Source organism: Dyella sp. BiH032 (genome assembly GCF_031954525.1).
GTDB lineage: Bacteria > Pseudomonadota > Gammaproteobacteria > Xanthomonadales > Rhodanobacteraceae > Dyella_D.
The window spans coordinates 4,097,427-4,123,202 of sequence record NZ_CP134867.1; the positions used below are offsets into that span (position 1 = coordinate 4,097,427).

Annotated in this window: 22 protein-coding genes; 10 read left to right on the forward strand and 12 right to left on the reverse strand. The window is 65.0% G+C overall.

Going from position 1 to position 25,776, the window contains the following annotated elements; genetic code table 11:
* Nucleotides 1-38: 38 nt before the first annotated feature.
* Nucleotides 39-671 carry an arylesterase gene (locus RKE25_RS18090; protein WP_311839480.1) on the reverse strand — a complete coding sequence of 211 codons (633 nt, stop codon included), beginning with the start codon at nucleotides 669-671 and terminating at the stop codon, nucleotides 39-41.
* On the opposite strand from RKE25_RS18090, the gene RKE25_RS18095 reads away from it, so the two are divergent.
* From RKE25_RS18095 to RKE25_RS18110, 4 genes are all read left to right on the forward strand, one after another.
* Nucleotides 670-1,374: an ATP-binding cassette domain-containing protein gene (locus RKE25_RS18095; RefSeq protein WP_311839481.1), complete on the forward strand. Its 705-nt coding sequence runs from the start codon at nucleotides 670-672 to the stop codon at nucleotides 1,372-1,374. The genes RKE25_RS18090 and RKE25_RS18095 overlap by 2 nt on opposite strands.
* A complete protein-coding gene (locus RKE25_RS18100) occupies nucleotides 1,371-3,851 on the forward strand; it encodes an FtsX-like permease family protein (protein WP_311839482.1) in 2,481 nt (826 codons plus the stop codon). The genes RKE25_RS18095 and RKE25_RS18100 overlap by 4 nt, the downstream gene beginning before the upstream one ends.
* Before the next feature lie 707 nt (nucleotides 3,852-4,558).
* A complete protein-coding gene (locus RKE25_RS18105; RefSeq protein WP_311839483.1) occupies nucleotides 4,559-5,191 on the forward strand; it encodes a glutathione S-transferase family protein in 633 nt (210 codons plus the stop codon).
* Nucleotides 5,188-6,309, forward strand: a complete 1,122-nt coding sequence (locus RKE25_RS18110) for an SLC13 family permease (RefSeq protein ID WP_311839484.1) — start codon at nucleotides 5,188-5,190, stop codon at nucleotides 6,307-6,309. The genes RKE25_RS18105 and RKE25_RS18110 overlap by 4 nt, the downstream gene beginning before the upstream one ends.
* A 3-nt stretch (nucleotides 6,310-6,312) precedes the next feature.
* On the opposite strand, the gene RKE25_RS18115 is transcribed toward RKE25_RS18110, so the two are convergent.
* On the reverse strand, nucleotides 6,313-7,080 hold the full coding sequence (locus RKE25_RS18115; RefSeq protein ID WP_311839485.1) for a DUF4097 family beta strand repeat-containing protein: 768 nt from the start codon (nucleotides 7,078-7,080) through the stop codon (nucleotides 6,313-6,315).
* Between the two features lie 134 nt (nucleotides 7,081-7,214).
* On the opposite strand from RKE25_RS18115, the gene RKE25_RS18120 reads away from it, so the two are divergent.
* Nucleotides 7,215-7,760: a hypothetical protein gene (locus RKE25_RS18120; protein ID WP_311839486.1), complete on the forward strand. Its 546-nt coding sequence runs from the start codon at nucleotides 7,215-7,217 to the stop codon at nucleotides 7,758-7,760.
* A 572-nt stretch (nucleotides 7,761-8,332) separates the two neighbouring features.
* Here the strand turns inward: RKE25_RS18120 and mazG are convergent.
* Genes mazG through gspN form a run of 5 tightly spaced genes read right to left on the reverse strand, consistent with a single transcriptional unit; the run spans nucleotide 8,333 to nucleotide 12,092 of the window.
* Entirely contained in the window at nucleotides 8,333-9,148 is an 816-nt protein-coding gene (mazG, locus tag RKE25_RS18125; protein ID WP_311839487.1) for a nucleoside triphosphate pyrophosphohydrolase, read from the reverse strand.
* A 4-nt stretch (nucleotides 9,149-9,152) separates the two neighbouring features.
* Complete coding sequence (gene cysQ / locus RKE25_RS18130) at nucleotides 9,153-9,965, reverse strand: 3'(2'),5'-bisphosphate nucleotidase CysQ (protein ID WP_311839488.1); 813 nt, start codon at nucleotides 9,963-9,965, stop codon at nucleotides 9,153-9,155.
* A gap of 2 nt (nucleotides 9,966-9,967) precedes the next feature.
* The gene (gene nudE, locus RKE25_RS18135) at nucleotides 9,968-10,525 is read right to left on the reverse strand and encodes an ADP compounds hydrolase NudE (protein ID WP_311839489.1); all 558 of its coding nucleotides are present in this window, start codon (nucleotides 10,523-10,525) and stop codon (nucleotides 9,968-9,970) included.
* A gap of 2 nt (nucleotides 10,526-10,527) precedes the next feature.
* Nucleotides 10,528-11,316 (reverse strand): inositol monophosphatase family protein, encoded by a 789-nt coding sequence (locus RKE25_RS18140; protein WP_311839490.1) that lies wholly within the window; start codon nucleotides 11,314-11,316, stop codon nucleotides 10,528-10,530.
* The gene (gspN, locus tag RKE25_RS18145) at nucleotides 11,313-12,092 is read right to left on the reverse strand and encodes a type II secretion system protein N (protein WP_311839491.1); all 780 of its coding nucleotides are present in this window, start codon (nucleotides 12,090-12,092) and stop codon (nucleotides 11,313-11,315) included. The genes RKE25_RS18140 and gspN overlap by 4 nt, the downstream gene beginning before the upstream one ends.
* Nucleotides 12,093-12,154: 62 nt before the next feature.
* On the opposite strand from gspN, the gene RKE25_RS18150 reads away from it, so the two are divergent.
* A complete protein-coding gene (locus RKE25_RS18150; RefSeq protein WP_311839492.1) occupies nucleotides 12,155-13,522 on the forward strand; it encodes an adenosylmethionine--8-amino-7-oxononanoate transaminase in 1,368 nt (455 codons plus the stop codon).
* 138 nt (nucleotides 13,523-13,660) lie between these two features.
* On the opposite strand, the gene RKE25_RS18155 is transcribed toward RKE25_RS18150, so the two are convergent.
* Nucleotides 13,661-14,257 (reverse strand): hypothetical protein, encoded by a 597-nt coding sequence (locus RKE25_RS18155; RefSeq protein ID WP_311839493.1) that lies wholly within the window; start codon nucleotides 14,255-14,257, stop codon nucleotides 13,661-13,663.
* Between the two features lie 51 nt (nucleotides 14,258-14,308).
* On the opposite strand from RKE25_RS18155, the gene RKE25_RS18160 reads away from it, so the two are divergent.
* The 4 genes from RKE25_RS18160 (at nucleotide 14,309) to RKE25_RS18175 (ending at nucleotide 19,207) form a co-directional block, all read left to right on the forward strand.
* Nucleotides 14,309-15,046, forward strand: coding sequence for a 16S rRNA (uracil(1498)-N(3))-methyltransferase (locus RKE25_RS18160; protein ID WP_311839494.1), 738 nt, complete (start codon nucleotides 14,309-14,311; stop codon nucleotides 15,044-15,046).
* Between the two features lie 318 nt (nucleotides 15,047-15,364).
* The gene (locus RKE25_RS18165; RefSeq protein ID WP_311839495.1) at nucleotides 15,365-15,673 is read left to right on the forward strand and encodes a DUF5676 family membrane protein; all 309 of its coding nucleotides are present in this window, start codon (nucleotides 15,365-15,367) and stop codon (nucleotides 15,671-15,673) included.
* 490 nt (nucleotides 15,674-16,163) lie between these two features.
* Complete coding sequence (locus RKE25_RS18170; protein WP_311839496.1) at nucleotides 16,164-18,575, forward strand: TIM-barrel domain-containing protein; 2,412 nt, start codon at nucleotides 16,164-16,166, stop codon at nucleotides 18,573-18,575.
* 272 nt (nucleotides 18,576-18,847) lie between these two features.
* Nucleotides 18,848-19,207 (forward strand): hypothetical protein, encoded by a 360-nt coding sequence (locus RKE25_RS18175; RefSeq protein ID WP_311839497.1) that lies wholly within the window; start codon nucleotides 18,848-18,850, stop codon nucleotides 19,205-19,207.
* Between the two features lie 66 nt (nucleotides 19,208-19,273).
* Here RKE25_RS18175 and RKE25_RS18180 read toward each other — a convergent pair whose 3' ends face one another.
* The 4 genes from RKE25_RS18180 to RKE25_RS18195 all read right to left on the reverse strand — a co-directional run bounded on the left by RKE25_RS18180 (nucleotide 19,274) and on the right by RKE25_RS18195 (nucleotide 25,668).
* Nucleotides 19,274-19,729, reverse strand: coding sequence for a hypothetical protein (locus tag RKE25_RS18180; protein WP_311839498.1), 456 nt, complete (start codon nucleotides 19,727-19,729; stop codon nucleotides 19,274-19,276).
* 67 nt (nucleotides 19,730-19,796) lie between these two features.
* On the reverse strand, nucleotides 19,797-20,288 hold the full coding sequence (locus tag RKE25_RS18185; RefSeq protein WP_311839499.1) for a hypothetical protein: 492 nt from the start codon (nucleotides 20,286-20,288) through the stop codon (nucleotides 19,797-19,799).
* Nucleotides 20,289-20,510: 222 nt separating this feature from the next.
* On the reverse strand, nucleotides 20,511-21,041 hold the full coding sequence (locus RKE25_RS18190; protein ID WP_311839500.1) for a hypothetical protein: 531 nt from the start codon (nucleotides 21,039-21,041) through the stop codon (nucleotides 20,511-20,513).
* A gap of 13 nt (nucleotides 21,042-21,054) precedes the next feature.
* A complete protein-coding gene (locus tag RKE25_RS18195) occupies nucleotides 21,055-25,668 on the reverse strand; it encodes an RHS repeat-associated core domain-containing protein (protein WP_311839501.1) in 4,614 nt (1,537 codons plus the stop codon).
* Between the last annotated feature and the right edge of the window lie 108 nt (nucleotides 25,669-25,776).

The following is a 25,776-nucleotide window of genomic DNA, read 5'->3' on the forward strand; positions in this document are numbered from 1 at the left end:
CGCGAGCGTTCAGCCTATACCCAAAAAGGGCTACCCGGTCACTTTTTCGGGTGTTCTTTCAGCAGCGGATTCAGCGCCGACCAGACGTTCTCGAGCACCTTCGGCTCGCCCACCGCCTTGGGGTGCAGGCCGTCGTCCTGCATCAGCGCGGGGTCCAGGGCCACGCCCTCCAGCAGGAACGGCACCAGCGCGGTGCGTTTCTGGGTCGAAAGCTCGCGGTATACCGCGCGCAGGCCGTCGCGGTACTGTGGCCCATAGTTCACCGGCAGCTCGATGCCCAGCAGCAGCACCCGGGCGCCGGCCTTCTGCGCGGCATCGATCATGCTTGCCAGGTTCTCGCGCAGGGCCGCCAGCGGCAGGCCGCGCAGGCCATCGTTGGCGCCCAGTTCCAGCACCACCACACCCGGACGATATTTTTCCAGCAGCGCCGGCAGCCGGTTCCGCCCGCTCAGCGAGGTTTCGCCGCTGATGCTGGCATTGATCGCTGTCCAGCCCGGCTCCATCTGCCCTAGACGTACTTCCAGCAGATGCACCCAGCCCTGGTCGGCCGCAATGTTGTGTGCCGCCGAGAGCGAGTCGCCCAGCACCAGCACCGTCTTTGTCGGCGCCGCCGTCGCAGCGCCCCCGCAGCCCAGCCACAGCAGCAGTACCAGCCAGAGGATTCGACGCATGAGCGAAATTTCCCGTCCGCTTCTCGAAGCCCGCGATGTTAGCAAGTCGGTGCGCGGGCCCGAGGGACAGCTCGACATCCTCCGCGGGGTCAGCCTGGCGGTGCATCCGGGCGAAAGCTTCGCCATCGTCGGCGCGTCCGGCTCGGGCAAGACCACCCTGCTGGGCCTGCTGGCCGGGCTGGACGTGCCCAGCGGCGGCCACGTCGCGCTGGACGGCCACGCGCTGGAAAGCCTGGACGAGGAGGCCCGCGCGGATCTGCGGCGGCGCCTGGTCGGTTTTGTCTTCCAATCGTTTCATTTGCTGCCGGCACTCACCGCCGAGGAAAACGTCATGCTGCCGCTGGAACTGGAAGGCCGCGATGACGCGCGTCCCCGCGCCCGCGAAGCCCTCGAAGCCGTCGGCCTGGGCGCCCGCCGCCGCCATTACCCCGCGCAACTTTCGGGTGGCGAGCAGCAGCGCGTGGCGATCGCCCGCGCTTTCGTGCACGGCCCTCGCCTGCTGTTCGCGGACGAACCCACCGGCAATCTGGACCAGCGCACCGGCCACCACGTCAGCGACCTGCTGTTCGCGCTGAACCGCGATCACCGCACCACCCTCGTGCTGGTCACCCACGACCCGCTGCTGGCCGAGCGCTGCGAACGCCGGGTAGAGCTGCACGAAGGCCGCGTGATCGCGCGCGGCCCGGCGGAGCTCACCGCATGAGGCTGCTGCGCCTGGCCCTGCGCAGCCTGCGGCGCGAATGGCACCTGCCGGAACTGCGCACACTGGCCGCCTCGCTCACTCTGGCGGTGGTCGCGCTCGGCGTCGTCGCCACGCTGGCGACCCGCATCGAACGCGGCATGCTGGCCAATGCCGCGGAACTGATCGGCGGCGACCTGGGCATCGGCTCGCCGCAGAAGCTGTCCGACGACTACGCCGCGCGAGCCCGCGCGGACGATCTCGTCGTCACCCGCGGCGCCGGCTTTCCCAGCGTCGCCTTCGCGCACGAACAAAGCCAGCTGCTCGACGTCCAGGCCACCGACGCCGCCTATCCGCTGCGCGGCAAGCTGGAGCTGCGCGATGCGCGCGGCGACGCCATCGGCCATGGCCCCAAGCCCGGCGAGGTCTACCTCGACCATCGCGCCCTGGTGGCCCTTGGCCTCAAGGCCGGCGACGTCGTGCAGCTGGGCGGACGCGACCTGCACATCGCCGCGGAACTGGTGCGCCAGCCGGACGGCGGTGAGCTGTTCGCCCTCGCTCCGCGCGCCCTCATGAACCTCGCGGACGCCGAGCAGGCGGGCCTGCTGGCCACCGGCAGCCGCGCCCGCCATCGCCTGCTGGTGGCCGGCGAGCCCGCTGACGTGGCCCGTTGGCGCACCTGGGTGCAGGCGCAGAAGCTGCCGCAGGGCGCCGAGCTGATCACGCCCGAACAGACTCAAGAGCGCATGCGCTCCGCTTTCGATCGCGCCAGCGCTTTCCTGCGGCTGACAGCCTTGCTTTCGGCCCTGCTCGCCGGCGTCGCCATCGCGCTGGCGGCGCAGCGCTATGCGCGGCGCAAGACTAACGAAGTCGCCCTGCTGCGCGCCCTGGGCACACCCAGGCGCCGCGTCCTCGGCCTGCTGCTCGGCACGCTGGGTGCGCTGGCCGTGCCCGCCTCGCTGATCGGCATGGCGCTGGCCCTGGCCATCGCCCAGGGCGCCTGGGCCTTCGCCAGTACGCTGTTCACCAGCGTGCCGGTGGACCTGCCGCTGGCACCGGCGTTCGCCGCCGCGGCGATGGGCGTGGCGGTGCTGGCCGGCTTCGCCCTGCCCCCGCTGGCGCGCCTGGCCGAAGTGCCGCCGGTGGCGGTGTTCCGCGAGAGCATGGCGCGCCGCGTGCGCCGTTTCGATGCGCTCTACCTGGTGCCGGTCGCCGTCGCGCTGGTATTGATCTGGAGCCAGAGCGGCTCGGCGCGCATGGCCGGCATCCTCGCCGCCAGCCTGGTCGGCGTGGCGGCGGTGGCGGCGCTGCTGGCCGCGGCGCTGCTGTGGTTCGCCCGGCGCGTGGCGCCCGGTGCCCACCCCGCCCTGCGGCTTGGCCTGGCCGCCCTGGCGCGCCGCCGCGGCATGAGCCTGCTGCAGGCCACTTCGCTCAGCCTCGGCCTGGTCGCGCTGCTGCTGCTGGCCATCGTGGCCCCCGCGCTGCTGGAAGGCTGGCGGCGCGAGCTTCCCGCCGACACGCCCAACTGGTTCGTGCTGAACCTGCAGGACGATCAGCGCGCGGGCTTCGAACAAGCGCTCGGCGGCCTGGGCGCGCAACAGCTCAACATGCTGCCGCTGGCGGTAGGCAAGCTCACCGCCATCAACGGCCGCCCGATCGACCAGCTGCAATTCGCGGACGAGCGGGCCAAGGACTGGGCCGACCGCCAGCTGCGCCTGTCCTGGACCGACGAACTGCCGCCCTCCAACCGCGTCGTCGCCGGCACCTGGAACGGTCCCGCGCCGCCCGTTGCGGAAGTCTCGGTGGACACGATGTGGCGCGACATGTTCGCGCTGAAGATCGGCGACACCATGCGCTTCAACATCGGCGAGGGCACCATCGACGCACGCGTGGCCAGCGTGCGGCAGGTGGATTGGAGTTCTTTCCGCGTGAACTTCTTCCTGCTGCTCGACCCCGCCCATGCGAGCGAACTGCCGCACACATGGATCGCCAGTTTCTACGTGCCGCGCGGGCATGCCGAGGCGATGGCGAAGCTCTCGCGCGACTTCGGCAACCTCAGCCTGATCGACGTGGACGCCCTGCTCGACCGCGTGCGCGAGATCGTCGACCGCGTGAGCCACGCCGTGCGCTGGGTGCTCGCCTTCAGCCTGCTCGCCGGCGCCCTGGTCCTCGCCGCCGCCCTCGCTGCCAGCGCCGCCGAACGCCGGCACGAAGCCGCCCTCCTGCGCACGCTTGGCGCCCGCCGCGGCCAGCTACGCCTCGCCGCCGCCTGCGAATTCGCCCTGCTCGGCCTCGTCGCCGGCCTCACCGCCGCCTTCGGCGCCGCCGGCACTGGCTGGTGGATGGGCCGCGCCGTCTTCCACATCGAAGGCTTCGTGCCCCCGCTGGGGCCACTGCTACTTGCCGCCTTCGGCGCCGCCGTAGTGGTGATGCTGCTGGGGTTGGCCGGGACACGGAAAGTCACCCGGACGTCGCCGATGAGGTTGTTGAGGGAGTCGTGAGTCGATGCTGAGCCTCGCGGGTGGGATGTGCTCGGCAACAACACGCCGGCGCTCTGGCTCTAGAAACGTTCCTGCGAGCACCCGCCCCTCATCCCGCCTTCTCCCCGGAGGGGAGAAGGAGAAGTATGGACCGAGGCGAAAACCAAACAAGAGCGAGCGAAGCGACGCTCCGTGCCGCTCTTGATCTTCCGGGTTCCCTTCGCGGCGGTGAGGGCTGGACGATCAGGCCGCCGCAGGCGGGCGGGGACAGGACGTCCCCGCCTTTTCGATTCGGGCAGGGATGCCCGATCGAAAAGCCCGGCCAGCCCTCAACGCACCCGGAGGTGGCGAAGGCCACCGGAGGGCGCCGCGCAGGGGGCCCTTCTTCTTGGTTACTTCTTCTTGGGCAAGCAAGATGAAGTAACTCGCTCTCCGGCAGGAGAGCGAAACCCTCGCCCCGCGAGGGGCGAGACCAGACTGGCGACCACCTGGCGACCAACGAGCGATACCGCCGCTGATTCCGGCCTACGCCGGAATGACGAGGATGGGAGTGCGAGGCAACCCTCGGCGCCTCGCGTTGGGGTTCGCGCGCTCACCCCAACCTTCGCCCGCCGCATCACACGACACAAAAAACAGCGAACACAACAACACCAAGCGCGCGCCCCCGCAACACCAACACCCACCCCGCGGATTAAGATCGCCCGATCCACCACCACGGCCCACCGCGCATGTACACCCTCTACTACTCCCCCGGCACCGCCAGCATGGTCATCCACCTGGCCCTGCTGGAAATCGGTGCGCCCTACCACCTCGAACTGGTCGACTTCGACATCGACGAGCAGCACTCCCCGGATTACCTCAAGCTCAACCCGGGCGGCACCGTGCCCACCCTCATCATCGACGGGCACCCGCGCGTCGAATCCGGCGCCTTGCTGATGATGCTCGCCGAGCGCCATCCCGAAGCGAAGCTGATTCCGCCGCCGGGCACGCCCGAGCGCGAGCTGTGGCAACAGTGGGTGGTGTACCTTAGCAACACGTTGATGTCGGCCTACCGCCTCTGGTTCTATCCGAGCGAACTGGGCAATCAGGAACACCCGCCCGCCATTCGCGCCGTGCTCCAGCGCAAGATCGAGGGCGTGTGGGACCGCCTCGACGCCCACCTGTCCGCCAACGGCCCGTACCTGCTGGGCGGTGAATTCAGCGGTGCCGACCTGATGCTCACCATGCTGATGCGCTGGTCGCGCAACATGCCGCGCCCCGTCACCGAATGGCCCGCGCTCAAACGCCTGGCGGACCTCGTGCGTGCGCGCCCTAGCTGGAAAAAGCTCTACGAACTGGAAGGCCTCACCGAGTGGCAGTGAACACGCGCAAGACCTGGCGCCAGCATCTCAGGGACGAATGGCTGCTCGCCGCCTTCGCGCTGCTCGCGCTGGCACTGGCGTTGTTCGATCCGCACCCCTGGAACGATTACCAGCGCTGGCTCCAGCTCCCCACCCTCGCCGGCCTGCTGGGCCTGATGATTGCGATCCAGGGCATCCGCGACAGCGGACTGGTGCAGCATCTGGCCGGCGCGCTGGTCGCGCGCGCGCATTCGCAGCGCATGCTGGGCCTGCTGCTGGTGAGCATCACCGCCGTGCTGTCGATGGTGCTCACCAATGACGTGAGCCTGTTCCTGATCGTGCCGCTCACCGTCGCCGCCGGCGGCATCTCCAACCTGCCCGTGCTACGGCTGGTGGTACTGGAAGCCCTCGCGGTGAACGCGGGTTCCACGCTCAGCCCCATCGGCAATCCGCAGAACCTGCTGATCTGGCAGTACCTGCGCCTGCCCTTCCTGGAATTCGTCGCCACCATGCTGCCGGCGGCCGCCACCATGTTCGCCCTGGTCGCGTTGCTCACCTGGTGCTGGCTGCCGCGCAAGCGCGTGGAGCTGCGTGCCGAGCAGGTGGACGGGCACCGCGTCTCCGCCACGCAGGCCGCGCTGTCCACCGTGGCCCTGGCGATGATGGTGCTGATGATGGAGCACGGCCATGCCGCGATCGGCGCGCTGTTGCTGCTCGTGCCATTCGCGCTGTTCGACTGGCGCCTGCTGGCGCGGCTGGACTGGCTGCTGCTGGCGACCTTCGCCGCGATCTTCCTCGGCCTCGGGCATTTCGCCGAGCTGGCGTGGGTGCGCCAGGCGATGGATGCGGTGAACCTCGACCGCCCGCTCAATCTCTACATCACCGGCATCCTCGCCTCGCAGGCAATCAGCAACGTGCCGGCCACCGTGCTTCTCATGGGCCGCGCGCCGGACGACATGGCATTGGCCGTGGCCGTCAACGTCGGCGGTTTCGGCGTGGCGATCGGCTCGCTGGCGAACCTGATCGCCCTGCGCCTGGCGAAGCAGCCGCACGGATTGCGGCTGCTGCACCGGGTATCGATCCCTTTTCTGCTGGTGTGCGCGCCACTGGTGTACCTGGTGACACGCTGGCTGGGCTGAAGCTCAGTCGTTCTCGCGCGGCACGCTGATCTTGCCGCGCACGCCGGAGTGGTTCACGTCGCCGCTGCCCTTGGCGCCGAGCGACAGGTCGCCGCCCACGTCGCGCGCGGTGAGGTCGCCGGAGCCCAGCGTCTGGACGCGGACGCTGCCACCGACGTGCTGCACCGAGACGTCGCCCGAGCCGATGCTGCCCACGCGCACGTCGCCCTTGATGTCCTCGCCCTTGAAGTCGCCCGAGCCCACCGCGCCCAGCTCCACGCTGCCCACGCTGTTCACGTCGATATCGCCCGAGCCGATGCTGGCCGTCACCGGGCCTTCGATGTTCTTCACATGCAGGTCGCCGGAGCCGACGTGCGCGTCCAGCCGCTTGAGGCCTTCCGCCCAGGCATCGCCCGAGCCCACGTTCAAGGTGACCGGCATGGAGGGCGGCAGTTTCAGGTCGATCTTGAGATCCGTATAGGCGTGGCCGAAGCTCCAATGGTCGCGGTCGCGGCCCGCCTGGACGATCAGCACGTCGCCCTCGCGCCGCTGTGTGACGATCAAGTCGTCCAGCAGCTCCTTGCTGGAGGCGCAGGCGCGGCCGGTCAGCTCGCCGCCGTGCGCGCTGCTGTCGCCGCGCAGGTGCAGGTCGAAGCTGCGCAGGTCGACCTGCACGGAGCGCACGCCCGCCAGGTCCAGCTGCAGATTGCGGTCCGCCTGGTACTTGCAGTCGTCGGCGGCGAAGGCGGCGAGCGGGGCCAGCAGCAGGCTGGCGGCGATCAGGTAACGCATGGGGTGGCTCCTTGGTGTCATTCGCCCATCAGATGCGGCGGCGCGCAGAAAGGTTGCAAGGCGCCGCCGAACGGTCAACCGCCAATTGGCAGGGGCGTTCTGAAGTCGCGGTACACGTCAAGGAGACCGCTCCCATGAAACGTCCCGCTCTGCTCGCCGCTCTGGCCTTGTCGATCGCCGGTGGCGCCTGCGCCGTCGCCCAGGACGCGCCGCCCGCCCCCGCCGCAGGCCAACCCGCCCCGAAAGCGCCGCCGCAGGCGGATGGCAAGGGCGGGCCGCACCGCGTGCACGCCGCCATGGAACGTGGGCGGCCGGACGGGGACGGCCCCATGCGCCGCATGGCCATGTTGGGGTTCGAGTCGCCGGTGATCGGCGACCTGCGCGAGCTGGAGGACCTGTACGTCCAGGCCGGCCGCGCCAAGGAGCTGCCGGCGCTCTACAACAGCGTGCTGGCCAAGTCGCAGGACCCGCGCGTGCGCACCTATGTCTATCACCAGCTCGCGCGCGCGCAGGCGGCGCCGGCCAATGTGGACCAGGCGATTGCCACGCTGCGCAAGAGCCTGGACGAGAACCTCGCCAACGAGGCCAAGCGCCGTGAGGACATGGAAAAGATGCGCGCCCGCTTCGACGCCCGCGGCGGCGACATGCCGCCGCCCCCGCCGACCCCGGACGGCAAATGACCGCATAACCACAACGACAACGCAGACAGCCGCTGTTTGCCCGGCAGCGCGATGGAACTTGAGGCGCGAGGACCCCAGAACCCGCGCCTCTTTTTTTCCTGGCGGCTTGCTTCGGCTTGGTTTTCGTATGCTATTGGCTTGCCGTGATTCGCACTAAGTCACGTTTCCGCAATCTGGCCGCTTATGCAGCGGGCATGTCGGACGCCTGCCGGCGCCCGAGTTACTTTCTCTTTGCTGGCCCAACCCCCTCAAGGGGGGCCTCGAGAGAAAGTAACCAAAGAGAAATGGCCTGAAGTCAAAGGCTCGCGGCGGGGGTTAGGAGAGCACGGTGTGTTTTCTTACTTTGCTGGCCCGCGCGACTCGAAGGGGCACTGAGGTACGTGGAGGGGACTTCGAGGCGCCGAGGCGAAGAGGACGAGGAGCGGTGTGTCGGCTTTCGTGTTTCTGCGATAGCACCGCACTTCTCCCTCTCCCCTCCGGGGAGAGGGCGGGGTGAGGGGACCTACGGAGCGAGCCACATCATCATTCTCCACCGGCACAACGAGCCGACAAAGAACGCCGCGCAACTCCAACTACGACTTCACCACCTCATCCCCTTTCACCCTGCGCCACAGCGCCTCCTGCGCCTCCAAATCACGCTCCGCCAAGGGCTTTCCCTCGTCGTGCGCGATCCGTTCCATCGCCCGGAACCGCCGCTCGAATTTCGCATTCGCATGCCGCAGCGCCTGCGAGAAATCGACGTCGGCATGGCGCGCCAGATTCACCAGGACGAACAGTGCATCGCCGATCTCGTCCTGCAGTCGCATCTTGTCGGCGCCGGCGGCGAATTCCTCGCGCACTTCCTCGATTTCCTCGGCCAGCTTGTCCAGCACCGGTTGCGCATTCGGCCAATCGAAACCCACCTTGGCTGCACGCTGCTGCAACTTCAGCGCGCGCTTCCATTCCGGCAGGCCGCGCGACACACCGGCCAGCGCGCTGTCATCGTGGGACTCGCCCTTCGCGGCACGCTCTTCGGCCTTGATCGCTTCCCACGCCTCTTTCTGCGCCTCGACGTCGTCATAGCTGACGTCACCGAACACGTGCGGGTGGCGGCGGATCATCTTGTCGCTGATGGCGTGAGCCACGTCGGCGAAGTCGAACAGGCCCGCCTCTTTGGCCATCTGCGCATGGAACACCACCTGCAACAGCAGGTCGCCGAGTTCGTCACGCAGGTCGTGCCAATCCTGGCGGTCGATCGCGTCGGCCACTTCGTAAGCCTCCTCGATCGTGTACGGCGCGATCGTGGCGAAGTCCTGCTGCAAGTCCCATGGGCAGCCCCCCTGCGGATCGCGCAGACGCGCCATGATGGCGAGGAGGTCGTCGAGGCTGTGGCGCTTGGGATCGTTCATCGGCTCACACGTCCGCCGCGCGCAGGCGCGCGGCCCAGTCGATCGCCAGGTCGCCCACGGCGATGAATTCGGGATTGATCAGGGAATCCTTGCGGTTGTAGCGCAGCGGCGCGCCGGCAAGGTCCAGCACGGCGCCGCCCGCCGCCTCCAGCACGCACTGCGCGGCGGCCGTGTCCCACTCGCTGGTGGCGCCGCGGCGCAGATAGACGTCCGCGTCGCCGCGCGCCAGCATGCAGAACTTCAGCGAAGAACCCATCGGCTTTTCGGCGAAATCGTCGCCCAGCAAGGCGCGCAGCAGCGAAATGCCATGGCCGCCATGCGATCGGCTGCCGGCCACCACGGGCGGCTGGGTCATGCCGCGCGTGGCGATCGGCTGCCAGTCGGCGCCAACCGCCGGTTGGCGCCATGCCGCGCCGCCGCGTTCCGCCGCGTACAGGTCGCCGGTCACCGGCGCCAGCACCACGCCCAGCACCGGCTCGTGGCCATCGATCAGCGCGATATTCACGGTGAACTCGCCGTTGCGCTTGACGAACTCGCGCGTGCCATCGAGCGGGTCCACCAGCCAGTAACGCGACCAGGCCCGACGTTCCGGCCAGGGCGCGATGCGCGATTCCTCGGACAGCACGGGCAAGCGCTCGTCCAGTGCGTCGAGGCCAGCCACGATCACGCGCTGCGCGGCCAGATCGGCGTCGGTGACGGGGGAATGGTCGGCCTTGCGCAGCACTTCGAAATCCTGCGCGTAGACCTCCAGGATGGCCTGCGCCGCATCGCGCGCGATCGCGGCCACCTGCTTCAGCAAGGGGGACACCGGTGCCATCGTCATGCCGGTTTGAAGCGGCCGGCGAGGTACTCGCGGGCCATGAACAGCGCGGCGATGGAACGGCCTTCGGTGACGTCGTCGCGCGCGATCAGTTCGTGCAGCTCGGAGAGCTTCCACGGCACCACTTCGAGCTCCTCCGGCTCGTCCCCTTTCAGGCGTTCCTCGTACAGGTCCTGCGCCAGCACGATGTGCGCCATGTGCGTCATGTACGACGGCGACAACGAAAGGTTGTGCAGGATCTTCAGCTTGCGCGCGCCGTAGCCGATCTCTTCCTTCAGCTCGCGATCCGCGCCCTGCTCGGCGGTTTCGTCCTGGTCCAGGCGGCCCTTCGGCAGGCTCAGTTCGTAGCGGCCGACACCGGCGCCGTACTCGCGCACCAGCAGCACGGTGTCGTCGTCCCGCATCGGCACGATGATGACCGCGCCCAGGCCGCTGCCCTTCAGACGTTCGTAGGTGCGCCGCTCGCCGTTGGAGAACTCCAGGTCGAGTTGCTCCACATGCAGGAAGTGGCTGTCGTGCACGTCGCGGGTGGCATGGATGATCGGTGGCTTGCGCATCTTCAGCTCCGTAAGGCGGCGCGGAAGCGCGCCAGCGCCTCTGCGTGCAAGGCCGGCGTACCCGCCAGCACACTGCGCGTGTCCAAGTTCAGCGGCTCGCCGTCCAGGTCGGTGAATACGCCGCCGGCTTCGCGCACGATCACCGCCAGCGCCGCCACGTCCAGGATGTTCACATCCGACTCGATCACCAGGTCCAGGCCGCCACGCGCCAGCAAGTGGTAGTGACAGAAATCGCCGTAGCCGCGGATACGGTTGCTGTCGCGGATCAGCGCGCCCAATGCGTCCCAGCGCGCGTCGCGGGTCAGCGTCTTGACGTTGCCGGTGGAGATCGAGGCCTGCGCCATCGCCTCCGTGGCCGCCACGCGCACGCGCTCGCCTTCGAACCAGGTGCCGCCACCCGCGCTGGCCCACAACGTCTCGCCGTAGACCGGCGCGCTCGATACGCCCAGCACCAGCTCGCCCCGGTGCATCAGCGCGATCTGCGTGGAGAAGAACGGCGTGCGCCGCACGAAGCTCTTGGTGCCATCCAGCGGATCGACCAGCCACATCAGCTCGCGCGCGCGGTCATCCAGGCCGAATTCCTCGCCGTAGATAGCCGCCTCGGGCAGCGCTTTCTCCAGCACTTCGCGGATCGCCAGCTCGGCTTCGCGATCAGCCACCGTCACCGGCGTGTCGTCGCTCTTGATCTCCACGTCCACGCCGCGCCGCCAGTAGTGGCGGATCACCTCGGCCGCCGCGTCCGCGGCTTCGCGCGCCGCGGACAGCGCCCGCGCCAGATCGGGTGCGCTCATCGATTCCCCTTGCCCATAATCGCGGCCAGTCCGCCGCTGCGTTCCACATGCATGCTGCCATCCGCCGCCAGCCGGCCGAAACCCGCCAGCCAGTCGCGCAGCGCCGGATCGGGCTCGCGCGGCCTGGCCTTGATGTCGTACTTCCAGCCCAACGGGCTCAGCGCCAGGCGGCCGGCCAACTGCAGCGGGCCGTCGCCGTCGTCCTTCACCGTGGCGTTGACCACGCCGCCCGCACCGTTGGCACGCAACTGGAGGTTGCCGAGAGACAGCTCGCGCTGGTCGCCCGGCAGGCGCGCGTCGCTCCACTGCGCCACTGCGTCCAGCTCCAACGGCCAGCGGCCCTGCAGCACCACCCGGGCGTTATCGATGGTGAGTTGCCCTTGCAGGCCCGCGGCGTTCGGCGCCAGGCGCGCGGACAGCTGGGCCAGGTCGCCATCCACGTGCACCTGGCTCCATTCTTCCCGCTTGCCCTCCAGCTTGCGCATCTGCGCCGTCAGGCGGCCCCAGGCGCCGTGCAGGTCCACGCTCAGTTGCGTATCGCCCAGCAGAGCGCGGCGCGAGAGTTGCCAATCCAGCTGGCCCAAGTCGCCGCCGTTGCTGGCCAGGAGCCGGTCGGCATGGCCTTCCCACACCGTGCCGCTCAACCCCTCCAGGCGCCCGCCGCGCAGGCGCGCTTCCAGCTGCGGACGCACCCAGGCCGCCGGCAGGTATGCCACCAGCCAGGCCAGGGCGGACGCCAGCAACAGGAACCACAGGATCGTGCGCAACCGGATCAAAACGGGACTCCAGGGGACAGGCGGGCTTGAGACAGCCGGCGCCGAGGTCCGATCATACCCGGATGAGTCCGAACGAAAGCCGCAACCGCGCCCTCGCCGCGCGCGACCTCCGCCATCTCTGGCACCCCTGCACCCAGATGCACGACCACGCCGGCGCCGTGCCGCTGCTGCCCATCGTCCGCGGCGAAGGCCCCTGGCTGGTGGACGCCGACGGCCGGCGCTACCTCGATGGCATCAGCTCCTGGTGGACCAACTTGTTCGGCCACGCCAACCCGCGCATCGGCGCGGCACTCAAGGACCAGCTCGATACGCTGGAGCACGTGATCTTCGCCGGCTTCACCCATGAGCCAGCCATCGAGCTGGCCGAGCGCCTGGCCGCCATCACCCCGGCCGGGCTGGACCGCGTGTTCCTGGCCGACAACGGCTCGGCTGCGATCGAAGTGGCGCTGAAGATGAGCTTCCACTACTGGCTCAATCAGGGTGCCGGCCAGAAGACGCGTTTCATCGCGCTCACCGGCAGCTATCACGGCGAAACGCTCGGCGCGCTTTCCGTCAGCGACGTGGCGCTCTATCGCAAGACCTACGCCCCGCTGCTGCTCACCCCGATCCTGGCGCCCTCGGCCGATACCTACGAAGCCGAGCCCGGCGAATCCCCCGAAGCCGTCGCCGCGCGCCGCCTCGGCGAACTGCGCGCGCTGCTGGAACGCCACGCGCACGAAACCTGCGCCGTAATCGTCGAACCGCTGGTGCAATGCGCCGGCGGCATGCGCATGTACCACCCAAGCTACCTCACCGGCCTGCGCGCGCTGTGCAACGAGTTCGATGTGCATTTCATCGCGGACGAAATCGCCGTGGGCTTCGGCCGCACCGGCACGCTGTTCGCCTGCGAACAGGCGAAGGTGGCGCCGGATTTCATGTGCCTGTCCAAGGGCCTCACCGGCGGCTTCCTGCCGCTTTCCGCCGTGCTCACCACCACGCCGGTGTACGAGGCCTTCTACGCCGAGTACAACGCCGGCAAAGCCTTCCTGCATTCGCACAGCTACACCGGCAACCCGCTGGCCTGCCGCGCCGCGCTCGCCACGCTGGACATCTTCCGCGACGAGCCGGTGCTGGAACGCAACCGCGGGTTGGCGGCGCACCTGGCGAAACGCCTGGAGCCGCTACGCGATCACCCGCACGTCGCCGACGTGCGGCAGACGGGGATGATCGCGGCGGTGGAGCTGGTGCGCGACAAAGCCACCCGTGCGGCGTATCCATCGGAAGAGCGCCGCGGGCTGCGCGTGTACCTGCATGGACTGGAGCACGGCGCGCTGCTGCGGCCACTGGGTAACGTCGTCTATTTCATGCCGCCGTATGTGGTGAGCACGGACGAGCTGGATCACCTCGTGGACGTGGCCATCGCCGGCATGGAGCGTGCCGTGGCCGGCTGACGGCGAGCCATCCGCGACGCCGATGTGGACGCCGGGGTCACTCCGGCGCCGCCTGAACTCGTCATGCCGGCGCAGGCCGGCATCCAGTCAGCGCCAAGCCCGCCCATGCCGCAAGCGACAAGGGCCAAGCCGACAACCTCAGTGCCCGCCGACACTCGGATCCAATTTCCGCAACGCCGGCCCCAGCTCGGTCTCACCCGTCCGCTCGATGTCCTTCTTGTCATAAGCCCGCCCCGGCATGGGAATGCACTTCCCCTCCTTCGGCGGGATATGGCTCCCGGTCTGGCGCAGGCAATGCCGCTCGTCTACCGGGCGCTGCGCCGCCTTGCCGCCCGTGCTGGACGCCGGCGCCGGATACGGCATGGTGCGCACGCCTTCGATACGGCGCATGCGCGCCCCCTGGACGGCATCCTGGCCCTGCGGGACTGCCGTGGGATTCGGCGCACCCTGGACACTGGGCGCTCCCGCACTGCTCTGGCTGGAACTCTGCGCCGCCGCCTGCCCTGCGAGCGAGGCGAGCAACGCGGCGGCGAGCAACATCGGCAATGTCGACATGACGTCGGCCCTCATGCAGCCGTAGAGAACGACATGCTGCGCCCGGCGACGACCTCGCAGCAACCGGCGGTTGCCATCCGCCGCACCTCGGTTCAGCTCAGCCAGCACGTGCAGCCCCAGGCTTTCGGCAATCCGGCGTCCACCGGGCGGACCCATGCAACCCCGGAAGCCAAGCAGCATCCGTCTCGCTTCGCTATCCTCCTCGCTCGTTTCCAGCCGCCGTTTCGCCCCATGCGCACCATCCGTATTTATGTTCCCGAGCCCATCGCCATCGGCGCCGATTTCACCCTGCCCGCACAGGCTGGCGAACACGTCGCCCGCGTGCTGCGCAAGGTTGCCGGCGATCCGCTGGTGCTGTTCAACGGCGACGGCCACGACTACGCCGCGACCATCCTCTCGGTCGGCAAGCGCGAAGTGATCGTGCGCATCGACAGCAGTGCGCGCATCGACAACGAATCCCCCCTGCGCCTCACCCTCGCCCAAGGCATCGCCCGCGGCGAGAAGATGGACCTGATCGTGCAAAAGGCCACCGAACTGGGCGTCGCCCGCATCGTGCCGCTGCACACCGAACGCTCCGAAGTGAAGCTGGATGCCGCACGAGCAGAGAAGCGCCTCGCGCATTGGCGCGCGGTGGCGGAAAGCGCATGCGAGCAAAGCGGGCGCGCCGTAGTGCCGGAAATCGTTCCGGCTTTGCCGCTGGAAGCATGGCTGCGGGACCTGCCAGCCGACGATGGCGCGCTGCGGTTGGCGTTGTTGCCGGAAGGCGACGTGCAGGCGCGCGCGCTGCGTTTTCCGTCGAGTGGCGGCGTGCTGGTGGTCGGGCCGGAAGGCGGATTGGGGGAGCGCGACATCGGTGCGTTGCATGCGGCAGCGTTTCATGGATTGCGCCTGGGTCCGCGGATTCTGCGTACCGAAACCGCGGGCCTGGCCGCGCTGGCCGCGTTGCAGGCGCTGCACGGGGATGTCTGATCGGGACTCATGAGCTGTGGCAAGCGCGATTTGCCGCGCGCTTGAGTACACCAGATGCGCTGCCGCCGCTTGCAACGCATCGATATCCCTAGGCAGTTATCGACACCGCGGACGCACTTGCCGACCGCCGTCACCTGACGACACTAAAAAGTCCTTGCATTCGCGGAGAGCCTGGCCATGAGAAGGCATCCTGTCGCTAATCAAAGCATTCGCCTCTCCGTTCGACGCTCCGCGCTCTGTTGACGCAAATCAACATGCGCGCCTTGGCGAATCCTAAGTTGATGAACAAGCACCCTCTTCGGTTGCTGGAGGCTCGCCATGAACGTCACTCATTACCGCGCGCATGCCGAAGGCCATGTCGCAGCGCATCGAAAACCGATCGCGATCTCCACCCTAGGAACGGCTCTGAGCATTTTCCTGGCGGTGTCGTTCGTATTCTGCATCGCCGGCTATCTGCTGTTTCCTTCCCTTCCGATCGCACACGCGGCTTTGTCGATCTTTCTGCCCGGCTTCACCCTGCTGAGCTGGTCCAGCTTCCTGCTCGGCCTGGTCGAGAGCGTGATCTGGGGCTGGTACATCGCAGTGGTGTTCGGCGCGATCTACAACGCCGTCGCTCGCCGCTGGTAGGCATCGCCCTTTAAGGGAGACCGATTTATGCCTGCGCATGACGTGCCTTCGTCAGGCTCGCGCTGCACTGGACAAACGGGCCGCCCACCACTGAGGCTTTCCTGGGCCTGTCGGCACTCGCAGCGTTGCGGTTGTTGCACGGCGACATCTGCTGCGTATCGCAAACCTGCAACGTGCGGCTAGTGGCACTAATCGCCATATCGAAAAGCACGCCATAGCCAAGCCCTCACAGGCGGCTTCGATAAGAGACCGGCGCCACCCGGAAGGCCTGCATCCTTGTCGTCGACTTACCTATTCAGATATCCGCCAAACCAGCTTGTGATTATTCCCTGCCCTCGCCGGTGGCCAAAAGCCGCATGCCAGAATGCGCCCGCTGGCAGCGAGTAGCCCTGCCATAAGGGCGAGCGTGAGAGAGGGGAACCGGCAACGGAACGCTCGCGTCGTGAACGTTCGAAAGGGCATCGGACCGATGACTATGGCGTTGCGCCCCATGATGCGAAAGCTGCTTTCTTGTGTGCCGGCGGCACTCCTCCTGGCGATATCACTGGAAGGCACCGCTGCCGCCCAGGGCGAGCCTTTCGTGTTGCAGCGCGATGGCCGGTCGATCGCCATCGAACCCTACGCCCCGAACATCGTGCGGGTAACGCTGAGCACCGAGCGCTCAGCCGTGACAGCGGCGCCCGGCTACGGATTCGACGCCAAGCCATCCGCCCAAGGATGGACGCATACGAAGGATGCCGCGGGTGGCGATGTCTTTCGCTCGGCCAGCATGGTGGTTCGCGTGGCCTCGGAGCATCCCGCCTCCAGCGAACTCCCCCAGAGCCTGCCCTTGGACACGTTGAACCGTGACCTGCGCGAAAAGTACTTCGGCGGTTGGCATGACCCGAACACGTTCAACGATGCGCTGAAGATCACCGACGCCGGAGGCAAGACGCTGCTGCGCATGCGCACCTGGACCATGGCACCCAAGCAGCCGCAGGTAGCGCAGGTCGATGTCGACCCCAAAGGCTTTCGCGCCGCAGCCACCTTCGATTCGCCCGGCAACGAGCACTATTACGGCCTGGGGCAACAACAGCAGGGTTGGATGGACCTGCGCGACCATGAGATCCGCTGCTGGCACGACTACGGTGCGCTGGGCGGCGAGAACGTCTGCGTTCCCTTCATGGTGTCGAACCTCGGCTATGGCCTGGTCTGGGACAACCCTTCAAAAACGACGGTGCAACTGGGCTTCAACGGACTGAACACCTGGTCGTCGGAAGTGGGCGATCGCGTTTCCTATTTCGTCATCGCAGGAAGCAACGCGGACGAGATTTACGCCGGCTACCGCCAGTTGACCGGCGTGACGCACATGCTGCCCCGAACGGTGTACGGCTATATCCAGAGCAAGGCGATCTACTCGTCACAGGAACAGATCCTCGCGGTCGCCGACGAGTACCGCCGGAAGAACCTGCCGCTGGGCGTGATGGTGGTCGATTTCCTCAACATGACCAAGCAGGGCAACCTCGACCTCGATCCCGCGCGCTGGCCGGACCCCGCCGCCATGAACCGCCACCTGCACGCCCAAGGCGTGGATTCGCTGCTGAGCGTGTGGCCGCACTTCTCGAAAGGCTCGCTGTTCTACGACGAACTCGCGAGCAAAGGCTGGCTGATTCACGGCAAGGACGGCTCGCCGGATCAGGGCTGGTACAAGACGATCATCGGCCCGAACATCGACACGACCAACCCCGAGGCGGCGAAGTGGTTCTGGGAGCAGATCCGCGATCGCTACCTCAAGCCGTACGGCTTCGATCATCTGTGGCTGGACGAGACGGAGCCGGACGTCGACCCCGCCAAGGACGTGTTCTGGATCGGCTCGGGCACGCGGTTCTACAACGTCTACCCGCTGTTCCATACCGCGGCGGCGTATGAAGGGTTCCGGCGCGATTTCGGCGATGCGCGAAGAGTCATGATCCTGGCGCGCGCCGCCTACCTGGGCGCCCAGCGCAACGGTACCGTGTTCTGGTCGAGCGATATCTTCGCCACCTGGGACATGCTCAAGCGGTCCATCCCGGCAGGGCTCAATTTCACCGCGACGGGAATGCCCTATTGGGACACCGATATTGCGGGTTTCATGTCACCCTCCCTGCCCGCCGACTACAAGGCGACGCATCGGCCGTTGATCGATGGCTCCGACGTGCGCGGCACGATCGGCAACTACGAGGATTACCCCGAGCTGTTCGTACGCTGGTTCCAATGGGGCACCTTCCAACCGATCATGCGCGCGCACGGCGAAAGGGATCACAACGAAGTGTGGTCGTACGGCAAGCAGGCCGAGCCGATCCTGGCGAAGTACCTGAAGCTCCGCTACCGACTCCTGCCGTACACGTACTCAGCTGCCTTCCGCAGCTACCAGACCGGCGCACCCTACATGCGCGCGCTGTTCATGGACTTCCCCAACGACCCGAAAGTCGCGGACATCCCCGACGAATACATGTACGGACCCGCCTTCCTGGTCGCCCCGGTCACCGAACAAGGCGCCACCAAACGGGCCGTGTATTTGCCCGCCGGCTGCGACTGGTACAACTACTGGACGAACCAGCGCCTGCATGGTGGCCAGACGATCGAGGTGGAAGCACCTATCGACGTGTTACCGCTGTTCGTCAAAGCGGGAAGTATCGTGCCGATGGGGCCGGACGATGCTGATGCGCAGAAAACGCAGAAGATCGTTGCGGTGAACGTTTATCCGGGAGCGGACGGCCGTTTCGCGCTCTATCAGGATGACGGGAAGACTTATGGCTACGAGCGGGGCAAGTACTCGGTGACCACGTTGACGTGGGATGAGGCGTCTCGTCGGTTTGGGCATGACGGAGGAAAGGCTTGGAGCGGCAAGGATGCTCCTGCCGTTTCCGTCATAGGGGATTGAGTTTCGAGGTCTCGGCCTTCGGCACAGATGGCCGGTGCTCCGCATGACTTCTCGTCTGTCGGTCCAGCGGCCGTTCCTACATCCTCTCCGCCATATCGCCACACGACCTATCGGCGATCCCTGACAGACTGACTTGTGCCCGCTCGTTAGTCTTGCTCTGTCGTCCCGCGCCTTTGCGCCACGACCGCGGCATGACCTGCCGTGCAGCGCGGGCCGGATGGGCTGGCACCCATCCGACCCGCTGACCACAACCAACTTAGCTGGAGTTGATCATGGCTGACATCGATCATAAAGCAGACCCGCACCCGCTTCCCAACGAGACGTTTTCTCATGAGGCCTTCCCCACCAACCCACTGGCCCGCCCCTACGACGTCCCCGACGCGATAGAAGACCCGCAGCAACGCCTGCTCGCTCGTCTCGCTGGCATCCACATGGCGGTGAACGTACTCACCGGCCTGCTCGGCAATAGCGAAACCTTCCGCGATCGGCAGAGCTGCGCGCAGCCCACCGAACCCGGCGAATGGCCGTTGCCGCCCACGTGTGTGGAAGGACTCTTCCTGGCGGTCCATTACCTGAGCCAGTACGCCGAGTCCTTGAGCCTGGGACCTGTCATGGCGCCTGAGCCGGTGTAATCGATGCAAGCCCACGGCGCGCCTGATGGCGCGCCGTGACCGGCTCGCTTATCGAAGACTCCGCCCTTACTGCACACGGTAAAGCACTGCGGCGCCGGGCCTCGCCTCGAACGCTGGCACAGTACGCTGCTTCAACACATTGCCCTTCGCATCCCACACCAGCGTTTCGGGCGGGTACTCGTCCTTGCGCGTCATGGCATCGATCTGCTTCACGATGACGCCCGAGCCTTCCTTCACCTCGGGATTCCACGCAAACACACCTAGGCGGCCATAGAACACCGCAGGCGCATCGGCGTCCAGGCGACGATCGGGACACATCACGAGACCGCGCTCCAGCATCACACGCAACGCGCCGACGGGCGTCGCCTTGACGGTGGGCGTCGTGCGATCAGCGCTATGGCCTGGGCAGACATTGGCGGCACGGGTGACCATGCTCTCGACGACTTCGCGATCGGATTGCGCGAAGGCCGACGTGGACGTGGCAGCGAGAACGAACAGGATGGCGGAAGCGATCCTTGGCATGAGTGCAACTCCTTGGCGTTTGGTGTGGCCGAGGGTAGCAAGCGGGCGTTAATGCGGCGTGACGTTCTTACGATGTGCGGCAGCCATGTGTACCCGCCTCAAGCTCCGCCAACAGCGCACTAGCTTCCTCGCGACCCGCCTCGGTGATCAGCTCGGCAGTCATCGCCATCGTCAAATACTTCTTCGCTCGCGCCGCAGAACCGCGAGTCTGGCTAAGTAAGAGCAACTTTCCGAGCTCCAGCGCAGCGTCCATATCGCCCAGAAGCAACGCCTTTCTAAACCACGCCCGGGCCTTCCTCATATCGCCCTGGTCCCGATAGCAAACCGCAATGTTCGAGGTAGCACAGACGTCCTTCTGCCTGGCAGCTCGTCTGTACCAGAGCATTGCCAGATCCGGGTCCCTCGCTGTTCCAACGCCAGTGTCGTAGAAGTAGCCAAGCGTGCTCTGTGACGGTGCGTCGCCTTCGGAAGCAGCGGCGGACAGCAGTTTGAACGCACCATGCAAGTCCCCGGCGTCCCACTTGTCATTGGCTTCGACGAACGTGGCGTGGAGTTTCATATGTATTCTCCATTGAAGCCGCCCCCTATTAATGATTACGAGCCGCCTTGGCGATCCAGACTTTCTGAGCGAGAAAATCGACATCCTCCAAAATGACCTCACGAACAACCGCTAAGTCGTGCGCCGACAGGTTCGCTTTTAGAACATCAACCAGCGGAGCAACTTCGCTCCGGGAGAAGAGGCGTAGATATACCTCTCTGTGAGAGTCAAGGAATGGCGGTGTCAATCTACGAGCGATGGATGAAATCGCAGCTTATAGCAGATAGTAAGCATCCTTGAAAAAATAACATCGACCAAAAATAGGAAAGCTAACGCACCATCAAACCCAACCGCAGTAGAAAATCCCTCTAGAGCGGAAACCAGGTCATTGCCAGCCTTCTCGAACCACATTTTATATTCGTCAAACGCCGCATCGCCCGACGGCTCACCCTGATCTAACGACACCAGGGCTGATTTTGGGATTGATTTTCTTAATTTGGCGGGACAACTATTGAACACCCACGAGTAATGCGTGAGCCAACGAGTAAGACCACCCGCAGGTCCCATGTCATACTCCTGTCTCAGCGATATATCCAGCTCCAGATTCTCGATGAAGCTTTCAAAGTTTTCCGACTCGCGCCAGCGCTTTTTACTCCGCAACTCCATCCCAAGCATGTTTAGCTCATCTAATCGCCTGAGAAACGAAGTCCTTTGCTCACCATTTAAAGCCATCCATTCCTCTGAATCTGCAATGGCGACCGGAATACCTATCACTGCACACCTCCAATTACATAAATGACAATGGATCAATGCTGGCGACCCTTTCCCACTCGCTCAAAATAATCGGCAAAGGGTTACAATAAAGACGAACGCGCCTAATTGCATCCCGCAACCTATTTTGCTTCTCCAAAATAGCCTGTGCATGCCAAAGATGTCTTCCGGCATAAAATTGCGGTAATCGCTTGGTCATTAAGTCATGATAGGCGGCCTGCGCCTCCTTAATTGCCTTCTTACAGCGATCATCGCCACCGGAGCAATTTCGGTTCTCTGGAGGCAATGGCTGATCGCATTCGGCCGTTGGCTCTGAGTGAAAGTACAGCGCGACGCCTGTGAGAATGCGCGCGCACATACTAAGCCCCGTACTCGCCGCCCCCTCCAAAGACATGCCTTCGTTGGCAGCAGGCCCAAGGTCTGGCACCGTTGTAACCCTAGGCATAGGCGCAGTTTGTATTGGGGAGGGACTTCCGACAGGTACCGTTTCCGCAGCCAACCCCGCCTCGTCCGAGAGAGATAACGGTCGCGCCATTACATAGGTATAGGTACCCATTCCTCCCGACAATCCAATTGGATCGCTTTGGATGTAGCTTCCAGTGGAAGGCACGTAGTCACGGTTGCCATTGTGATGGAGCCCCGACTCTTGATCAAAATACTGCCCAGGGAATCGAAGCTTAAATTCAAATCCCGCAGTTAGTGCAGCAGCCTCCCCAAAGGGATTGCTTTGATATGGCCATTGCCAGATTGTTGCACCAGCGCTATTAGCGATTGCTCTCGGGCTGCCTAAGCTATCCACATGCACGTAGCTGATCTGACTACCTGATGCATACATATCGACGACGGCAACAGGCAGGCTGCCCAATCGCACGTAAGTCCGGCCTATAGCCCCATATTCGCCGACCAGCTGGTCATATTCATCATAGACAAACCGCTGATTCACTGCAGCCTTCGAAACGCGCTGACCCATGGCGTTATAGGCGTAATTGGCGATAGTTTGGCCATTCCGCTGCACCACCGTCATGCGATTGCGATCGTTGTAACCATACCCGAAGGTGTCGCCTCCGCTCGCACTACCCGTGGTGTTGCCGTTGGCATCATAGGTCCGCGCACTGTTGCCAATGCTCGTCAGCCAATGCGTGCCCGTCTGATAGCCATAGGTGCCCGTCGCGAGCCCATTGCCCGTCTTGCTCAGGCGATCACCCGTCTTGTTGTAGGTGTACGCCTCGATGGCCTGGCCTTGTGCATCCTTGAGTCCCGTCAGCCGATACAGCGGGTCGTAGCTATAGGTCTCGATTGCCGGATTGGCACCCGCTGCATTGCCCAACGCCGTGACATTCCCCATCGCATCCCGCGCAAAATGCAGATTCAGCGCCGGACTGACCACGTCCGTCACTGCGTAGTTGGCATCGTAGGTGCGCGTAATCGTCTGCCCGTTGCCCAACGTATAGCTGGCGATCGGCCCGAACGGCAGGTAGCTGACGTTGGAGACGACGCTGGCGGCGCCAGCGCCGCTGGTGCCAGGCGGCAGGACGGTGACGGCGTTGATACGCCCAGCACCATCGCGTCCGTACTGAATCGACGTCCCATCCGGCGTCCGTGTGCTCGCAAGACGGTCTGCCAAGGTGTAGGTGTAACTCACCGTATCGACGTTTGTGCCCTGCGTCTGGCTCTTCTTCACCACGTTGCCGCGGGCGTCGTAGCAGTAGACCGTGGTGACGGCGGTTTCGACGATGCTGGTCAGGCGTCCGATCGGGTAGGAGCCGACGCAGCCGGTGACGCTGTCGGGTTCGTCGTAGCGGTAGCTGACGTTGGCGTCGCTGTGCGGGTAGGTAGTGGCTGTGATGCGGTTGAGGGCGTCGTAGGTGCTGTGGCTGACCACGCCACGCGCGTCGGTGGCCTGGGTGCGATTGCCGGCCGCGTCGTAGACGTAAGTGGACGTGCCCGTGTCCGGGCTGTGCACGGCGGTGGTGTTGCCCAGGCCGTCATAGTCGTAGGTGGTGTTGAGGCCATCCGGGTCGCTCACGCCCTGCAGCTGGTCGCGCGCGTCGTAGGCGAACACGCTCTGGGTGTTCTGCGTGGCCGTGTCGGTGCCGTTGTAGTTGTCGATGGTGGTAATCAGGCGGTTGAGCGCGTCATAGCCCTGCTTGCGCTGGATGCCCAGCGCGTCGGCGCTGCGCACCAGGTTGCCATTGCCGTCGTAGCTGTCGCTGAAGCTGGCATCGAACACCGTGCGATTCAGGCCGTCCTTGATGCCGGTGAGCTGGCCCAGCGTGTTGTAGGTACGGCCCAGCGAGCGGCGCAGGGTGCCGCTGGTGTCGAAGGTCTCTTCCTTGGTCTTGCTGCCGGCCGCGTCCAGCGTGTAGTGGATGCGGTTGCCCAGCGCGTCGGTGATGTCGGTGAGGCGGTGGGCGGCGTCGTAGGTGTAGGTCACCTGCACGCCATCCGGGTCGGTGATCGATTCCACCGCGCCGTAGGGTTTGTAGCCGATCTGCGTCACGGCGTCGTTGGCCGAGGGCGTGCCGTCGGCGTTGGCGCGGACCGTGCGCGTCAGGAGCCAGCCGCGCGGGTGGTAAGTGAAGTCGGTGAGGACGCCGTTGGCGTCGCGTTGGCGGACGAGGCGGCCGTTCTTGTCGTAGGCGACATAGGTGGTGACGTGGCCGGCGGCGTCGGTGATTTGGTAGAGATCGCCGGCGCGGTGGCAGGCGCCACCGGCAGTGCCGCAGCCCGACTCGTCCGTGCTCAAGTAGTAGCTATAGCGCGTAGTGCTGATGAGATCCGTACGGGGGCCAGTCACGCTCAGCAACAAACCCACCAAGGGACACTGCGTGCCATCGACGGATCCGCAATATGTATACGTCCGGCGGCGGACGCCTGCAGGTGCGGCTCCCGCTACCGCACAGACATAGGCGACAGCCCCAGCGACAGTGGAGTCCGCCTCGCAATTAGCCACCACTTGGCCGGTGGCGTTATAAACCCAGCTAGTTCTGGCAACCAAGTTACCGCCACCGTCCAACACCGAACGGCTCAGGGGCAGCCGTAGTGAGGTGTCCCAAATCGTGTTGGTTGTCCGCTGGCTGGGCAGACCTTCGGCCTCGATAGTCTGCGCGAGCAAGCCATTCGACTCGTATGAGCTCGCCACGACTGCTCCGGTACCATCGGTACTTGTTGAAACCCTGCCATTTGTTCCGAAGGTGTAGCTCTTGGATTCCGATATACATCCAGTACAGCCGGCCACGGATTGCGTCGGGCGGTTGATGCCCAGGCTGGCCTGGAAACTCACGCTATTTGTCGCACCAAGGGGATCAGTCACCACCGCACTGGCGACGTCGGTCTTCGACCGACTGACCTGCACTGTCGTGTACGCAATAGCATAAGAAGACACGCCACCAGCCATGTAATTGCGTATAGCAAGGCCTTGTGCGTCGTAAATAGTATTGGAATATGTGGCGCCACCTTGATCTATGACGCTGGTCAGCGCGTTTGGAAGGGTTGCACCCGACGTATTAGCAGCCTCACCATAGTTGTACTGGATGGCCTTCCCGTCCGGATAGGTAACAACCTGAAGATTATTACTTGCGTCGTAAGCAAAACCGATGACACCGCCATCGGGCTGAGTCAGGATCTTAATTCTCCCCTGGCTATCGTACGTAAAAGAGAGGGAGCGACCGAAGTCATCCTGCACACTCAACAGCTGACCGGCATCATTCCAGTTCAGTGTTTGCTTGCGACCGCTACGATCGGTGACAGACTGAAGATGCCCGATGGCGTCATAGACCTCAGTTTCGCCCTTGGCGTTGAGATAGGTCAGGGAGATGTAGTTCCCACTCAAATCCTGTGACGAGGTCAGGACGCCATCCACATCAGCATCGAAGACCCATACGCCATTGATAAGGTCTGCGATGTACGTCCTGCCATCCTCCCGCAAGAGATAGGCCGAGGTCGCGCTGCCATCAGGTACTCGATAAACACGAGCCAACTTCAAATAGTTGGCTGTTCGATTGGCTCCAAGCACATTTTCCGCTGGCGAGGCGATACCGCTATAGCCCAAGCTGTTGTAGACCCAGCTGAATTGCAGCGGGAAAGAACCACTACCCGCATATTCGGTTTTTACTTCGAAAACATTGCCAGTAGCGACATTGATTGGATCGCCGCAAACAACACATGGCCCACCTGGAGCGCCGCGGCTTTTATCTGGATTGACTCCGGGAGGAGTGGGGCACGGGCCACCTGCATAGCGACCGGCAGGCCCCGGTGCCGAAGAGCATGATGACCACTGCTCCATGGGACCGTAAAGATTGTAAGCAGGACCTTCGAACAGCTCATTGCTGCCACACCAGATCTCTTTGGCGTATGGAGTCCATATAGCGCCGTCTACGTATCCGTCTACATGCTCGATCTTGGCGCCGAGCAAAACTCCATACAGGGTCAGATTGGAACCAGGAAAGCAGCCGTTCGTGGCGCCCCAGCCGGCCTGCAATGCTGACATCGCAGTTGGATAGCGAACCTTCGTGCCGTCCTGATTGTAGTTGTAGCTGGCGAAATAATTGATCGGCGCATGATCTGCTGAGGCGTTCAGTGCAACCCCCGCCATTACCAGGAGTAGCCAGCACAACAACGATCTATTCATGAATCAGCTCCGTCCCGGCGAGCTACAACAGCGCCCAGGGCAACCAGACTCGCTCTACCCGTCTTTCTTGCCCAAAAGAAAGCCGAAGCTGCATCGCAACTTCGGCCC

Bases quoted from the DNA above. Each gene is read 5' to 3' on its own strand.
- RKE25_RS18095 (WP_311839481.1), top strand. From the start codon at position 670: ATGAGCGAAATTTCCCGTCCGCTTCTCGAAGCCCGCGATGTTAGCAAG.
- RKE25_RS18090 (WP_311839480.1), bottom strand. From the start codon at position 671: ATGCGTCGAATCCTCTGGCTGGTACTGCTGCTGTGGCTGGGCTGCGGG.
- RKE25_RS18100 (WP_311839482.1), top strand. From the start codon at position 1,371: ATGAGGCTGCTGCGCCTGGCCCTGCGCAGCCTGCGGCGCGAATGGCAC.
- RKE25_RS18105 (WP_311839483.1), top strand. From the start codon at position 4,559: ATGTACACCCTCTACTACTCCCCCGGCACCGCCAGCATGGTCATCCAC.
- RKE25_RS18115 (WP_311839485.1), bottom strand. From the start codon at position 7,080: ATGCGTTACCTGATCGCCGCCAGCCTGCTGCTGGCCCCGCTCGCCGCC.
- RKE25_RS18120 (WP_311839486.1), top strand. From the start codon at position 7,215: ATGAAACGTCCCGCTCTGCTCGCCGCTCTGGCCTTGTCGATCGCCGGT.
- mazG (WP_311839487.1), bottom strand. From the start codon at position 9,148: ATGAACGATCCCAAGCGCCACAGCCTCGACGACCTCCTCGCCATCATG.
- cysQ (WP_311839488.1), bottom strand. From the start codon at position 9,965: ATGGCACCGGTGTCCCCCTTGCTGAAGCAGGTGGCCGCGATCGCGCGC.
- nudE (WP_311839489.1), bottom strand. From the start codon at position 10,525: ATGCGCAAGCCACCGATCATCCATGCCACCCGCGACGTGCACGACAGC.
- RKE25_RS18140 (WP_311839490.1), bottom strand. From the start codon at position 11,316: ATGAGCGCACCCGATCTGGCGCGGGCGCTGTCCGCGGCGCGCGAAGCC.
- RKE25_RS18150 (WP_311839492.1), top strand. From the start codon at position 12,155: ATGAGTCCGAACGAAAGCCGCAACCGCGCCCTCGCCGCGCGCGACCTC.
- RKE25_RS18155 (WP_311839493.1), bottom strand. From the start codon at position 14,257: ATGCTGCTTGGCTTCCGGGGTTGCATGGGTCCGCCCGGTGGACGCCGG.
- RKE25_RS18160 (WP_311839494.1), top strand. From the start codon at position 14,309: ATGCGCACCATCCGTATTTATGTTCCCGAGCCCATCGCCATCGGCGCC.
- RKE25_RS18165 (WP_311839495.1), top strand. From the start codon at position 15,365: ATGAACGTCACTCATTACCGCGCGCATGCCGAAGGCCATGTCGCAGCG.
- RKE25_RS18170 (WP_311839496.1), top strand. From the start codon at position 16,164: ATGATGCGAAAGCTGCTTTCTTGTGTGCCGGCGGCACTCCTCCTGGCG.
- RKE25_RS18175 (WP_311839497.1), top strand. From the start codon at position 18,848: ATGGCTGACATCGATCATAAAGCAGACCCGCACCCGCTTCCCAACGAG.
- RKE25_RS18180 (WP_311839498.1), bottom strand. From the start codon at position 19,729: ATGCCAAGGATCGCTTCCGCCATCCTGTTCGTTCTCGCTGCCACGTCC.
- RKE25_RS18185 (WP_311839499.1), bottom strand. From the start codon at position 20,288: ATGAAACTCCACGCCACGTTCGTCGAAGCCAATGACAAGTGGGACGCC.
- RKE25_RS18195 (WP_311839501.1), bottom strand. From the start codon at position 25,668: ATGAATAGATCGTTGTTGTGCTGGCTACTCCTGGTAATGGCGGGGGTT.